The 13,071-nt window shown below is 69.7% G+C and carries 11 protein-coding genes, 1 tRNA gene and 1 pseudogene; 4 read left to right on the forward strand and 9 right to left on the reverse strand.

Going from position 1 to position 13,071, the window contains the following annotated elements:
* The first annotated feature begins 22 nt into the window (after window positions 1–22).
* Together WB794_RS12295 and WB794_RS12300 are read left to right on the forward strand one after the other, a co-directional pair.
* Entirely contained in the window at window positions 23–754 is a 732-nt protein-coding gene (locus WB794_RS12295; protein WP_337336155.1) for an ABC transporter ATP-binding protein, read from the forward strand.
* On the forward strand, window positions 751–3,246 hold the full coding sequence (locus WB794_RS12300; RefSeq protein ID WP_337336156.1) for an ABC transporter permease: 2,496 nt from the start codon (window positions 751–753) through the stop codon (window positions 3,244–3,246). The genes WB794_RS12295 and WB794_RS12300 overlap by 4 nt, the downstream gene beginning before the upstream one ends.
* Before the next feature lie 225 nt (window positions 3,247–3,471).
* On the opposite strand, the gene WB794_RS12305 is transcribed toward WB794_RS12300, so the two are convergent.
* Both WB794_RS12305 and WB794_RS12310 read right to left on the reverse strand, forming a co-directional pair.
* On the reverse strand, window positions 3,472–4,143 hold the full coding sequence (locus tag WB794_RS12305) for a response regulator (RefSeq protein WP_337336157.1): 672 nt from the start codon (window positions 4,141–4,143) through the stop codon (window positions 3,472–3,474).
* 73 nt (window positions 4,144–4,216) lie between these two features.
* On the reverse strand, window positions 4,217–5,524 hold the full coding sequence (locus WB794_RS12310; RefSeq protein WP_337336158.1) for a hypothetical protein: 1,308 nt from the start codon (window positions 5,522–5,524) through the stop codon (window positions 4,217–4,219).
* A gap of 66 nt (window positions 5,525–5,590) precedes the next feature.
* Between WB794_RS12310 and WB794_RS12315 the strand changes: the two genes are divergently transcribed.
* Both WB794_RS12315 and phaC read left to right on the forward strand, forming a co-directional pair.
* Window positions 5,591–6,874, forward strand: a complete 1,284-nt coding sequence (locus tag WB794_RS12315) for a poly(R)-hydroxyalkanoic acid synthase subunit PhaE (protein ID WP_337336159.1) — start codon at window positions 5,591–5,593, stop codon at window positions 6,872–6,874.
* On the forward strand, window positions 6,871–7,935 hold the full coding sequence (phaC, locus tag WB794_RS12320) for a class III poly(R)-hydroxyalkanoic acid synthase subunit PhaC (protein WP_415926691.1): 1,065 nt from the start codon (window positions 6,871–6,873) through the stop codon (window positions 7,933–7,935). The genes WB794_RS12315 and phaC overlap by 4 nt, the downstream gene beginning before the upstream one ends.
* A gap of 69 nt (window positions 7,936–8,004) precedes the next feature.
* On the opposite strand, the gene phaR is transcribed toward phaC, so the two are convergent.
* The 7 genes and pseudogenes from phaR to arsB all read right to left on the reverse strand — a co-directional run bounded on the left by phaR (window position 8,005) and on the right by arsB (window position 13,041).
* Entirely contained in the window at window positions 8,005–8,496 is a 492-nt protein-coding gene (gene phaR / locus WB794_RS12325; RefSeq protein WP_337336160.1) for a polyhydroxyalkanoate synthesis repressor PhaR, read from the reverse strand.
* Window positions 8,497–8,704: 208 nt separating this feature from the next.
* Window positions 8,705–9,607, reverse strand: coding sequence for an acyltransferase (locus tag WB794_RS12330; protein ID WP_337336161.1), 903 nt, complete (start codon window positions 9,605–9,607; stop codon window positions 8,705–8,707).
* Between the two features lie 31 nt (window positions 9,608–9,638).
* Window positions 9,639–9,725, reverse strand: a tRNA-Leu gene (locus tag WB794_RS12335).
* 165 nt (window positions 9,726–9,890) lie between these two features.
* Window positions 9,891–10,322, reverse strand: coding sequence for an arsenic resistance N-acetyltransferase ArsN2 (gene arsN2 / locus WB794_RS12340; RefSeq protein ID WP_337336179.1), 432 nt, complete (start codon window positions 10,320–10,322; stop codon window positions 9,891–9,893).
* Window positions 10,314–10,721: pseudogene (arsC, locus tag WB794_RS12345) on the reverse strand (arsenate reductase (glutaredoxin)); the annotation flags it as partial. The pseudogene arsC and the gene arsN2, both read right to left, overlap by 9 nt.
* Window positions 10,718–12,001 carry a hypothetical protein gene (locus WB794_RS12350; protein WP_337336162.1) on the reverse strand — a complete coding sequence of 428 codons (1,284 nt, stop codon included), beginning with the start codon at window positions 11,999–12,001 and terminating at the stop codon, window positions 10,718–10,720. The pseudogene arsC and the gene WB794_RS12350, both read right to left, overlap by 4 nt.
* Entirely contained in the window at window positions 11,998–13,041 is a 1,044-nt protein-coding gene (gene arsB, locus WB794_RS12355) for an ACR3 family arsenite efflux transporter (RefSeq protein WP_479686627.1), read from the reverse strand. Before arsB ends, WB794_RS12350 begins: the two co-directional genes overlap by 4 nt.
* Window positions 13,042–13,071 lie beyond the last annotated feature (30 nt).

A 13,071-nucleotide genomic window follows, 5' to 3' on the forward strand; every position in this document is an offset into this window, starting at 1 on the left:
CTTGTTTGACGTGGAAGTGCCCATGACGGATCCCGCCGCCGCCACCCGTTCGCCCGTCTCCGCGAAAACCGCCGCAGAAACCGACGCCGTCGTGGTGCGCGCCCGCCAACTGGGCAAGCGCGTGAGTCTGCCCTCAGGCCCGTTAACGATACTGGAAGGGGTGGATTTCGCGCTCCGCGCTGGCGAGCGCGTGGCCATTGTCGGTGCCTCGGGTTCGGGCAAGTCCACCCTGCTGTCGCTGCTGGCAGGACTGGATACGCCCAGCGATGGCGATGTCGAACTGGTTGGTGCCTCGCTGGCCGGGCTGGACGAGGATGGCCGCGCGAAGCTGCGCGGCGAGTGCGTCGGCTTCGTGTTCCAGGCCTTCCAGCTGCTGCCCTCGCTGACCGCGCTGGAAAACGCGATGCTGCCGCTGGAGCTGCGCGGTGAGCGCGACGCGCGCACCCCGGCCAGGGCGGTGCTGGAGGCCGTCGGCCTGGGCGAGCGCCTGAACCACTATCCGCGCCAGCTTTCCGGCGGCGAGCAGCAGCGCGTGGCGCTGGCGCGCGCCTTCGTGACGCGGCCGCAGGTACTGTTCGCCGATGAACCGACCGGCAACCTCGACACCCACACCGGCGAGGCGGTGATCGACCTGCTGTTCCGCATGAACGCCGAATCGGGCACCACCCTGGTGCTGGTCACCCACGATCCGGCCCTGGCCGCGCGCTGCGATCGCACGCTGCATATCGATGCCGGCCGGCTGGTGGCGGCGTGATCGGCTGGCACCTGGCCTGGCGCTTCCTGCGCCGCGACCTGCGTGCCGGCGAGGTGCGGGTGCTGCTGGCAGCCTTGGCGCTCGCGGTGATGGCGGTGACCGCGGTGTCCTTCATCACCGAGCGTGCCGAACGGGCGCTGGCGCTGGAAGCCAACCGCCTGCTCGGCGGCGACGCGGTGCTGCGCGCCGATGAAGCCATCGGCAAGCTGCCGCGCAAACTGGCGCGCGAGCTGGACCTGCGCCAGACCGAAACCTGGTCGTTCCGCAGCATGCTGCGCGCCGGCGACAGCCTGAGCCTGTCGGAAGTGCGTGCGCTGGGCGAGGGTTTTCCGCTGCGCGGGCGCTACCGCATCGACGCAGGCGATGGCGAGCACGATGCCGCCGGCCTGCCTGCGCCGGGCAGCGCCTGGCTGACCCGCGCCGGTGCGCAGATTCTCGATGTCGCGGTCGGCGATACGGTACGGCTGGGGCAGTCCGAACTGCGTATCGCCGCACTGGTGGCGCAGGAGCCGGATGCGGCGATGGATTATTTCAACGTCGCGCCGCGCGTGTTCGTGCGGCTGGACGAAATCCACGCCACCGGCCTGGTGCAGGAAGGCAGCCGCATCACCCACCGCTTCATCGTCGCCTCCGACGACGGCGCGACGCAGCGCTTCGTGGATGCGATGCAGGATCGGCTGGAGCGCGGCCAGCGCCTTGAAACCGTCGCCGATGCGCGGCCGGAGATGCGCAGCGCGCTGGATCGCGCCGACCGCTTCCTCGGGCTGGCTTCACTGGTTGCGGTGATCCTGGCGGCGATCGCGGTGGCGATGGCGGCGCGCCGCCACAGCGCCCGGCACCTGGACGGCTGCGCCGTGCTGCGCTGCCTGGGCGCGAGCCAGCGCACGATTTCCATCATCCACATCGGCGAATTGCTGATGCTCGGCCTGATCGGCTGCGGCCTGGGCGTGCTCGGCGGCTGGGCGGCGCAGATGCTGCTCGGCGGCTGGCTGGCGCAGGTGATGAACATCGCGGTGCCGGCAGCGGGCTGGTTGCCGGTGGTGCAGGGCTTTGTCGTGGGCTTCGTGGTGCTGCTCGCCTTCGCGGTGCCGCCGGTGCTGGCGCTGCGCCGGGTGCCGGCGCTGCGCGTATTGCGGCGCGACATCGGCGCGGTGGAGCCGGGCGCGATCCTGGTGACGCTGGCCGGGCTGGCGGGCGTCTCGGCGCTGCTGTGGTGGAAGGCGGGCTCGCCGACGCTGGCGCTGACGATGCTCGGCGGCATCGCCGGCACCTTCGCGGTGCTGGCGGTGCTGGCCCTGGGGCTGGTCGCCGCGCTCACCCGGCTGCGCACGCGGATGCGCGGACCGTGGCGCTATGGCCTGGCCAACGTCAGCCGCCGCCGCGCCGCCAGCGTGGCGCAGATCGCCTCGCTGGGTCTGGGATTGATGGCGATCCTGCTGCTGACCCTGGTGCGCAGCGACCTGCTCGGGCGCTGGCAGGAATCCTTCCCCGAGGATGCGCCGAACCGCTTCATCATCAACGTGCAGCCCGACCAGCTCGACGGCGTGCGCGCGATCCTGGAGCAGCACGGCGAACAGGTGCCCGAGCTGTATCCAATGGTGCGCGCCCGCCTGGCCAGCCTGAACGGCGTGCCGGTGTCGGGTGAAACCTATGCCGCGCGCGGCGAGCGCGCGCGGCGCCTGGCCGAGCGCGAGTTCAACCTGAGCTCGGTCGCGCGCCTGCGCGAAAGCGACAACGCCATCGTCGCCGGCGCGTTCTGGTCGCCCGAGGACGCCACTCCGCAGCTCTCGGTGGAGCAGGGCATGGCCGAATCCTTCGGCTGGCAGATCGGCGATGTGGTCGGCTTCGACATCGCCGGCAGCGCGTTCGAGGCACCGATCACCAGCCTGCGGCGGGTCGATTGGGAGAGCTTCCGGCCCAACTTCTTCGTCGAAACCCCGCTTGGGCCGCTCGATGCGCATACCGCAAGCTACATCACCTCGGCGCGGGTGGCGCGCGGCGATCCGGCGCTGACGCGGGCGCTGGTGGAGGCTTATCCGAACCTCTCGGTGATCGACATCGACGCGGTGATCGACCAGGTGCGCAGCACCGCCGACCAGGTCGCCGCGGCGGTCGAATACGTCTTCTACTTCACCCTTCTGGCCGGCGTGCTGGTGCTGCTGGCTTCGATCAGCGCCAGTCAGGACGAGCGCCTGCTCGAGGGCGGCGTGATGCGCGTGCTGGGTGCGCGCACCGCGCAGCTGCGGCTGGCGCACGCCTCGGAGTTCATCGCCATCGGCGCGATCGCGGGCGTGGTGGCGGCGATCGCGGCCAGCGCGATTTCCGGCGCCATCGCGGTCAAGGTGTTCGAACAGCCCTGGGCACCGGACTGGCATCTGGCCGCGATGGGCGCAGGCCTGGGCGTGGTGATCGTCGTCATCGCCGGGCTCTGGGCCACCCGCCGCATCGCGCGCATGCCGCCGGCGCAGACCCTGCGCGCGCTGGCGGGCTAGAACACCGCGTCGGGGACGCAGCCCCGACCTACTGGCACCCTCACCGCTTCCGTAGGTCGGCCCTGCGTGGCCGACGTTGCTCGCGGCGTCTGCGGAACACCGCGTCGGGGACGTAGCCCCGACCTACAACCGCCTCGGCGTTCGGGCGAGCCGTCATGCGTGGTGCGTCACCGCCGTAGGTCGGCCCTACGTGGCCGACGTTGCCGGGCGTCAAACACCTGGGGGCTAGGAACCCGCGGCGTCGAGCGCGCCCGGCTCCGCGATCGCCAGTTCGCGCAGCAGCACGCTCGCCTGGGTACGGTTGCGTACACCGAGCTTTTCGAAGATCGCGGTGATGTGCGCCTTGACGGTGCGCTCCTGCACGTCGAGCCGGTCCGCGATCTGCTTGTTCAGCAGGCCCTCGGCCAGCAGGGTGAGAACGCGGAACTGCTGCGGCGTGAGGCGCGACAGGCGCGCGGCGAGCGCGTCCTCCTCCGGGTTGGGCGCGACGTCGGCCAGCGCGCGGTACAGGTCGTCGGGCAGCCAGGTGTCGCAGTCGAGCATGGCCGCGATGGCGCGACGGATATCGTCCATGCCCACGCGCTTGGGAATGAAGCCCGCCGCGCCGTGCGCCAGCGCGCGCTGCACCACGCGCGGATCGTCGTTGCCCGAACACACGGCCACCGCCACCTGCGGGAACTGCGCGCGCAGCGCCGCCAGGCCGGCGAGGCCGTGGTTTCCCGGCATGTGCAGATCCAGCAGCACCAGATCCACGCCCTCGTTGCGCTCCAGCGTGGCGATCGCGGCGTCCAGGTCTTCGGCCTCCAGCACCTCGCACTTCACCGCCGCGGCGCGCGCCGCCTGGCTGAGGGCGGCGCGGAACAGCGGGTGGTCGTCGGCGATCAGGATGAGCGGCATGGGCCGGATTATCACGGGCCGCGCCCGGCTTGTCGCGCATCGCGCGCCGAACTCGTGCGCGGTGCGGCGCGCGTCAGCGCCAGAACGGAATCCGCAGCGGGGGCGACGCCGGTTCGCCGCCGTCCTCGCGCACGTCGCCATGGATCAGTCCCAGCTCGTGCCGTCCGCGCGGCAGGTCGCGGATGTCGATCATCGCGACGACGCCGCGCAGCCGGCTTCCCGGATCGCGCGCGAAGACGAAGTCCGGCACGGTCGCGGGCGGCTGGCCGTCGAGGGTGAGCCGGAAGCGTTGCGGCAGGCAGGCGAGCACGGCATCGGGCGCGGGCGGATCGGACTCGGACAGCGCCGGGCACAGCCGCAGCAGCGCCTCGCTGTCGGGGGATGGGTGGAACGGAATGTACACGCGCAGCCAGTCGCCCCCGATGCGTTCGGAGGCAATGTGCACGGCGGGCAGCAGGCTGCCGAGGCGTTCGCGCTGATCGGCATAGCGGCGCGGATCGAGCGTGTGGCCGTCCTTGTCATCGCGCGGCAGGAGGGCGTAGCCGTCCGGCTGCCACGGGTCGCGCCCGGATTCCATGCGCAGCGCGGAAACGCCGATCAACGCGATCAGCGCGATCGTCATGAGGGCGCTGCCGCGACGCCCGCCGACGTGGCTCGCGAACAGCAGCAGCGGATAGTTCGAGCCGCTGATGAAGGGCACGCGCAGCAGCCGGGTCAACGCACCCTCGATCCAGCGCTGCAGGCGCGGATGGCGCTCGGGATGGTTCCGCATCAGCGCGTCCGCAAAGTAGAGCAGCAGGTAGGGGCCGAAGATGAGGCCGATCAGCGCGAGCAGGATCGTGTCGGCGTGCACCGCGTCCCCGCTGAGTTCGTGGATCGCCACCGCCACGCTCGCCGCGATGACCACGGCCAGCGTGATGCCGATGGAGAGGAAGGTCAGCCCGACCCCGAAACCGAAGACCTGGCTGGCGCGGTTGTCGTAGCGCTCGATGGTGTCCGCCAGCGCCGGCGTGCGGCGGCGCAGCGCGGCGACGAAGCCCGGTCCCCAGCGCAGGCGCTCCCAGTCCACGCCCTTGGGGTAGACCGAGCCCAGCCCCACCAGCGCCACCCAGTAGCCGCGCACGCACAGGTGCGCCAGAAAGGTCGCGATCAGCGCCAGACAGGCCGTCATCAGGTACAGGTAGGGCAGCGTCGCAAGCGTGCGGTACTCGGAGGAAAGCCCCGGCGCGATCGCGTAGTACACCTCGTCCATGAGCCCGGGCGCCTGCAGCAGCGAGAAGACCGTGGCACCGGAGATCAGCAGCTCCATTTCCCAGGTCGGCGTGGTGCGGCCGGGCAGTGGATCGCGACCGGACGGGTGAGGATCGGCTGACTCGGACATCGGGCGTTTCGTGAGATGCGCGGCGGTGCGCGGCATACTATGTCAATTGCACACGGAGGACGGCACATGACGACGGCCACGACGGGGCAGGACTTCGGGCTGGAGGCCTGGATGCAGCCATTTCGCGAGGCGATGACGGCGTTCCAGGGATCCGCGTTCCCGGGCGGTTTTCCCGGTGCGTTCCCCGGATCCTTTCCCGGTGCCTTCCCGGGCATGGGCGGCGCTGCGCCTTTTTCGAACATGGCCGGCTGGTTCGGTGGCCAGGCTGCGCCAACCATGCCCGGCTGGCCCCAGGGTGCGGGCGCGGGACCGGCGGCGGGTGCCTTCACCCGCTTCCTGCAGCAGCTTTCCGAACTGGCGCAGGCGCAGTGGCAGCAGCTCGCCTTGCAGGCCGGCACCGGCATCGACAGCGAATCGGGTGCGCTGGCCAACTGGCGCGCGCTGGTGGAATCGGTCGGTGCCAAGCTGGCCTCCGCCGCCGGTCCGTTCGAGCTGGGGCCGCTGCCGGCGCTCGATACCTCGGCGCTGCGCGAGGCCCTCTCCACGCCCGCCGTCGGCCCGATGCGAGAACACATCGAGCGCTGGCAGGGTGCGATGCTGGCCCAGCTCGATTACCAGGAGGCGGCGCGCGAGTTCTCCGCGCAGCTTGGCGAAACGATGCGGCTGGCGCAGGCCCACCTGCGCGAGCGCCTGGCCGAGCGCGCGGCGAAGAACGAGCCACTGACCACCTCGCGCGCCCTGTTCGACGAGTGGGTGGAAGCCGGCGAACAGGCCTGGGCCGAGCGCGCCGGCAGCGACGCCTTCGTCGCGGCGCTGGGGCGTTTCACCAATGCCGAGATGAAGGTGCGCGCGGCGAAGGCCGACCAGATCAACCGCCTGGCCGAAAGCCTGGGCCTGCCCACGCGCGGCGAAGTGGACGCCGACCACCGCCGCATCGCCCAGCTCGAACGCGAGCTGCGGCGCCTGCGTGGCGAAGTGGCCGGCCTGCGCGACGCCGCGGCCGCCGCGCCTGCGGTGCCGCCCGCCGCGGCACCGCGCGCCGCGGTGAAGAAGCCGCAGCCGCCGGCCCGGCCGGCAGCCGCACCTGCGCCTGCGTCTGCGCCGGAGGCCGCCGCGAAAGCGCCCGCCGCGAAAAAAACGCCGCGGGCGAGGGGGAAGGCCGCGCGTTCGTCGCCGGCTCGGGCACCTGCCAAAGCGTCATCGAACGCCCCGGTGAAGCCGCCGCCCGCCGCCGCGCGGCGCAGCAAGGCGTCGGTCTCGATGCTGCCACTGGTGGATGCGCCGCGCGCGCTGGGCACGCGCGGCAGGAAACTCGATGAAGCCGCGCAGCGGCGGAGGGCCGGCAAGTGATGACCCCGATGATGATCGATCCGACGACCTGGGCGCGCGAGCTGTTCGACGCGCAGCGGCGCCTGGCGGCGGGGCCGCGCACCCTGCGCGCCGTGGGCGATGTGGATTTCGGCTGCTCGCCCAAGGACGCGGTGTACCGCGACGACAAGCTCACCCTTTACCGCTACGCCAACCCGAACCGCCGCAAGGGTGCGGTGCCGCTCTTGATCAGCTACGCCCTGGTCAACCGGCCCTACATGGTGGACCTGCAGGAGAACCGCTCGCTGGTGCGCGGCCTCCTTTCACGCGGCGAGGATGTCTACATCATCGACTGGGGCTATCCCGACCAGGCCGATCGCTACCTCGACATGGAGGATTACGTCGAGCGCTTCCTGGGCGGCTGCGTGGATTTCCTGCGCGCCAGCCACGGCATCGAGGCGATCAACCTCATGGGCATCTGCCAGGGCGGCGTGCTCTCGCTGTGCTATGCGGCCCTGCATCCGGACAAGATCCGCAACCTCGTCACCACGGTGACGCCGGTGGATTTCCACACTCCCGACAACCTGCTCTCGCGCTGGATCCGGGACATCGACATGGACCTCATGATCGACACCCTGGGCAACGTGCCGGCCGACCAGATGAACGTGAGCTACCTCATGCTCAAGCCGTTCCGGCTCAACTTCCAGAAGTACGTCGGATTCGTCGACACGCTGGAGGACGCCGATCAGGTCGAGGACTTCCTGCGCATGGAGAAATGGATCTTCGATTCGCCCGATCAGGCCGGCGAGATGCTGCGCCAGTTCGTCAACCAGTTCTACAAGGGCAACGGTTTCATCAACGGCGGCATCCGCGTGGGCACGCAGGCACCAACGCTTGCCGATGTGACGATGCCGGTGCTCAACATCTACGCACTGCAGGATCACCTGGTGCCGCCCGATGCCTCGCGCGCGCTCAAGGGCCTGGTGGGCACCAAGGATTACAGCGAACTGGCCTTCCGCGGCGGTCACATCGGCCTTTACGTTTCCAGCCGCGCCCAGCACGAGGTGCCGACGGCGATCTGCGACTGGCTGTCGCGGCGCTGAGCCGAAGCGGGCCGCAACGGAAAACGGGGCCGCGAGGCCCCGTTTCCATTGGCCGGCAAAGCGCGGACGTCAGGATTTCTTGTCCGATGCGCGCGCTGCGGGCCGGCGCGAGGCATCGGCCGGAATCGAACCGATCAGCCCCTGCTGGAAGTTCTTCCAGATGTCCAAGTTGCGCTCGGTGAGCTGGTTCAACATGCTCCAGGGCGTCTGGCCCATGAGGTCGGTGAGCTGGCTGCGGAACTGCGACTGCTGATCGAGGAACAGCTGCATCGAGCGCTCCAGGTAGTTGCCCATGAAGCCCTGCAGCGCGTCGCCGTAGAAACGGATGATCTGGGTGAGCAGCTCGGTGGAAAAGATCGGCTGCCCCTTCTCCTCGTGCTCGGCGATGATCTGCAGCAGCACCGTGCGGGTCAGGTCTTCGCCGGTCTTGGCATCGATGACTTCGAAGCTCTCGCCATCGCAGATCAGTTGTCGAACATCCTCCAGCGTGATGTAGCTGGAAATCTCGGTGTCGTAGAGGCGCCGGTTCGGATACTTCTTGATGACGCGCTTGTCTGCCATGACGATCCTTGTACGGTTTCCTTGGCCTTGGCCCGTGGTTGTCGACCACCGGCTAGAGCGTTTGCTCAGGATCGCGTACCCGGCACGGCGATGCAAGCGTTTGCGGTCCGCGAACCGGGACGCACGCGAATGCGGCGACGCGTTTGCGGTGCATGGTGACAACGCGCGCATTCCCCGGCGCGCCTCGTCGTCACGCACGTCGTCGTGCTCACTCCGGGGCCGCGCCGGTGTCCGCGAGCCGCGTGCCGAGCAGGGCGTCCTTCTCCACCCAGAGCGCGTTGAGCCAGCGCTGACAGGCGATGCGGTAGCCGGCGTCGGACTCGTAGTCGCCGCCCTGCGCCAGATCCGCCGGGATCGTCCGTTCGCGCAGGTGTACCTCCACCCGACCCAGGCGGCCGGCCAGCAGTGCGGCTATCGAAGGTTCGGCGTCGCTGTACACCAGCGTCACGTCCAGCACCGCATCGAGTTTGCCGGCCATGGCATCGAGCACCGCCGCCGTTCCGCCCGCGCGCGGGCGCAGCAGGTGGCGATAGGGCGAAGCGCGCGCGGCGTGCTTGGCCGCGGTGAAGCGCGTGCCTTCCACGAAGTTCATGATCGAAACCGGACGCGCCGCGAACTTGGCGCAGGCGCGGCGCGTGGCTTCCAGATCCTTGCCGCGAAGATTCGGGTCACGCTGCAGCTTGGCGCGCGAATGACGGCGCATGAAGGGAAAATCCAGCGCCCACCACGCCAGCCCCAGCACCGGCACCCAGATCAGCTCCTGCTTGAGAAAAAACCGCAGCAGCGGAATCCGCCGGTTGAACGCGGCCTGCAGCATCGGGATGTCGCACCAGCTGCGGTGGTTGCACAGCACCAGGTAGCGCCCGCGCGGATCGGGCGCGAATTCGCCGATCAGCACGATCCGCGTCGGCGTGAAGGCGCGGATGGCCGCGCTGTTCACCCCGATCCACGACTCGGCCATGCGCGTGAGCAGGCTCGAGATCGCGTCGCGCCAGCGCGCCACCGGCAGCGCGAGCTTCACCACCGCCAGCCCCAGCAGCGGCAGCGCGTGGATCAGGGTGTTGAGGCCGACCAGCGTGGCGGCGAAGGCGATGCGCAGGGACGAGATCAAGGCGGCTCCGTAGATGGGCGCAACGGGACGGTGGTGCCCGGGGCGGGGGTCGAACCCGCATGGCCTTGCGGCCGAGGGATTTTAAGTCCCTTGCGTCTACCGGTTTCGCCACCCGGGCGGTGGGCGGTGCATAGCATAGAGGCTTGCGTGCGGCGCGCGCGCCGGCATCGTCCTGCGTTTGCACGGTTCCGCCGGCAGCACGCCGACGCAGCGTCCGCGGGCCCGGGCGCGCGATCCGTCCCGGAATGCGCGACAGGTGGACGGCGGCGGGCTCGCCCGATGCCTAGGGTCGAATCGAGCGCGTCAGCAGGACCGCGCTTGCCGGGCACAGGCGCGCGGCTTGCCGCGTGGCAAGGATGGCGGCCGGTGCGGCGGCGCGCGGCGTGGGCTTGAAGCCGGATCGCTCGAAGAACGACACGGCGGTCGTGGTCAGCGCCCAGGCTTCGCGGCCGCCATCATCGAAGGCGCGACGCAGCAGCAGCGCCAGCATGCCGCCGCCGACGCCCCGATGGCGCGCGCTCGGTCGAACCAGCAGCGAGCGCACCAGCATCGCCGTGCCCGCACGTTCGAAGCCGCCATAGCCCACATGCTCTCCGCCCAGCGTGGCATAGGCGAAAAAGCGGCCCGCCGTCTCCGACAGATCGTCCGTGGGCAAACCGGCGTTTTGCAGTGCTTCGATGAGGTCGGCATCGTCCCCTGCGACGGGCGCGTCCACCAGCCATGGCGTACCGTCTTCCTTGTGCATATCGCGCGTTGGCGGCTGCGGCAGCAGTTCGATCACCCGGTCCGACGGGCGGCACAGGCAAACGCCCAGGGGCGACGCCACGATGGGGCGATTGATGAGGATCGGATGCGCCAGCATCTGGTCGATGAGTTCGTCATCGCTCCAATGCGTGGCGTCCAGCCCCAGTTCCGCGTACGGCGTGCCCTTGATGCGCAACACGTCGCGCACCGTCATGCCCATGCGCGCGATGAGCGCCTTCAGGGATTCGCGCCCGGGCGGATGCTCGAGGTACTCGATGACCCGCGGCTCGCTGCCGCTGGCGCGGATCGCCGCCAGTACGTTGCGTGAGGTGCCGCAAGCGGGATTGTGGAGGATCGAGATGTCGCTCATGCAAGGCCCGCACGGAAGGAGATGTCGTTCGTTCCTGCGATGTGGTTGACCGGCAGGACCAGCACGGGGGCGAATCCGCCGCCGGGTGTGCGCATGTTGGTGGTCTGGCCGGCGTAGGTGCGCGCTGCCAGCAGCAGCACGCGTCCGCGGTAGGCATAGGCCCGCAGGTCGACCTTGAGTCGGGTCGGCACGCCATCGACCGCGACCGTGCGCTCACTCGGCGGCACCAGCGACTGGGCCACGAATCCGCCGGCGGTGATGTGCTCCCAGGTTCGTCGGGTCAGCTTGTCGCCGCGGTAGGCGGCCCGGCTCCCATGGCCGGTGATGGGCTTGAAGAACCACTGGCTGCGTTCGCGCCAGAGGGTATCGGCGGTCTCGGCCGATACGGCCCGGGTACTCGGCACCGCGCGGCGCAGTACCTCACGATCAGCGGCCTCCACGTCCCAGCGGGCCAGCTGTTCGTCATCGCCAAGCCAGATCAGGTTGCGCTTGTCGGCCTGCATCGCATGGGCGCGGGGATGCGGCGTCAGCACCACCGCGCCGGCCAGATAGGCGCGGCGCAGCGCCTCGTGCCGCGGCTCCGACAGGTCGAAATCGGTGAGGCGGTTGTAGACCAGGTCGATCGGCTGGTTCGACGCCAGCGACGGGTGCCACAGCGCGCCGTCGCGCCATTGCAGCTCGCGTGGATCGGTCACGACGGTGCGGATGCCGTGCCGCTCGAACAGGGATCGGGCCAGATCGAATTCGGCGGCCAGATACTGGTGCGCCGGATCATCATCGACCACCGCCGCCGTGCGCCACGGTTGATCACCGCGCTGTGACTGCCACTCGGTACGGAACATCTCGATGAAGCCGTGCGCCAGATCGGCCTGGCCCAGCGGTGCGTCCATCGCCGCGCAGCACGAATGCTGCGCCCGGGCCAGGGCGGCATTGAGCAGCGCGCCACCCGCGTTGGTGTTGATCTCGATCAGGCGCGGGCCGTCGGCGCGCAGGTGGAAGTCATACCCCATGAACGCGCCCGACGGTCCGAAATCGGGTGGCAGCGCGCCGTGCGTGCGTTCGGCCACCGCCTGTTGCCATGCCGGAAGGCGAGTTGCGCGCTCGAGCACGGCCACGGCGCGGGTGATGGCATCGCAGGTCGGCGTGTCGATGAATACCGTCGTTTCCGAGAACAGGTGCGGATGGCTGCGGGCCAACGATGCGGGCAGGTCCTGCCACAGTCGCTGCGCATCGAGCGTGCTGCACGCGCACGAGAGATTGAGCTGCTCGGCGAGGCTCATGCGCGGCTCACCGCGTCGCGGGCCGGGCGCTCGTACCAGTCGCGCGAGCGGTTGACCACGCGCACGACCAGCAGCATCACCGGCACTTCGATCAGTACGCCGACCACGGTGGCAAGCGCCGCGCCGGACTGGAAGCCGAACAGGCTGATGGCCGCGGCCACGGCCAGTTCGAAGAAGTTGCTGGCACCGATCAGGGCCGAAGGGCCGGCGATGCCGTGCTTTTCGCCGACCTTGCGATTGAGCCAGTAGGCCAGGCTCGAGGTGAAGAGCACCTGGATCAGGATCGGCACCGCCAGCAGGGCGATCACCAGCGGCTGGCGCATGATCGCCTCGCCCTGGAAAGCAAACAGCAGCACGAGCGTCAGCAGCAGTGCCGCGATGGACAGCGGACCGAGGCGTGCCAGCGTGGCATCGAACGCGGCCTGGCCTTGCCGCAGCAGGGCGCGGCGCCACACCTGCGCGAGAATGACCGGAATGACGATGTAGAGCACGACCGAAAGCAGCAGGGTGTCCCACGGCACCGTGATCGCCGACAGGCCCAGCAGCAGCCCGACGATGGGCGCAAACGCAAATACCATGATCGTGTCGTTCAACGCCACCTGCGACAGGGTGAACATGGGATCGCCGTCGGTCAGCCGGCTCCAGACGAACACCATCGCGGTGCAGGGTGCGGCAGCCAGCAGGATCAGGCCGGCCACATAGCCGTCGAGCTGTTCGGCGGGCAGCCACTGGGCGAAGACCTGGCGAACGAAGAGCCACGCCAGCAGCGCCATCGAGAATGGCTTGACCGCCCAGTTGACGAACAGCGTGACGCTCATGCCGCGCCAGTGCCGGCGCACCTGGCCGAGCGCGCCGAAATCCACCTTGAGCAGCATCGGGATCACCATGACCCAGATCAGCAGGCCCACCGGCAGGTTGACCTGCGCGACCTGCATGCGGCCGATGGCCTGGAACACGCCCGGTGCGAAATGGCCCAGCGCGATGCCGGCGACGATGCAAAGCAGCACCCACGCGGTCAGATAACGCTCGAACACGCTCATGGCGGAAGCCGAAGAGGTGCGAGTGACGGG

Origin of the sequence: Denitratimonas tolerans, from assembly GCF_037203605.1 — a bacterium.
In the GTDB taxonomy this organism is placed as follows: Bacteria; Pseudomonadota; Gammaproteobacteria; order Xanthomonadales; family Xanthomonadaceae; genus Denitratimonas; species Denitratimonas tolerans.

What these genes read in the sequence shown, in the direction of transcription:
- WB794_RS12305 (WP_337336157.1), bottom strand. Translation starts at nt 4,143, where the DNA reads ATGCCGCTCATCCTGATCGCCGACGACCACCCGCTGTTCCGCGCCGCC.
- arsB (WP_479686627.1), bottom strand. Translation starts at nt 13,041, where the DNA reads ATGAGCGTGTTCGAGCGTTATCTGACCGCGTGGGTGCTGCTTTGCATC.
- WB794_RS12310 (WP_337336158.1), bottom strand. Translation starts at nt 5,524, where the DNA reads ATGTCCGAGTCAGCCGATCCTCACCCGTCCGGTCGCGATCCACTGCCC.
- phaR (WP_337336160.1), bottom strand. Translation starts at nt 8,496, where the DNA reads ATGGCAGACAAGCGCGTCATCAAGAAGTATCCGAACCGGCGCCTCTAC.
- WB794_RS12315 (WP_337336159.1), top strand. Translation starts at nt 5,591, where the DNA reads ATGACGACGGCCACGACGGGGCAGGACTTCGGGCTGGAGGCCTGGATG.
- WB794_RS12295 (WP_337336155.1), top strand. Translation starts at nt 23, where the DNA reads ATGACGGATCCCGCCGCCGCCACCCGTTCGCCCGTCTCCGCGAAAACC.
- WB794_RS12350 (WP_337336162.1), bottom strand. Translation starts at nt 12,001, where the DNA reads ATGAGCCTCGCCGAGCAGCTCAATCTCTCGTGCGCGTGCAGCACGCTC.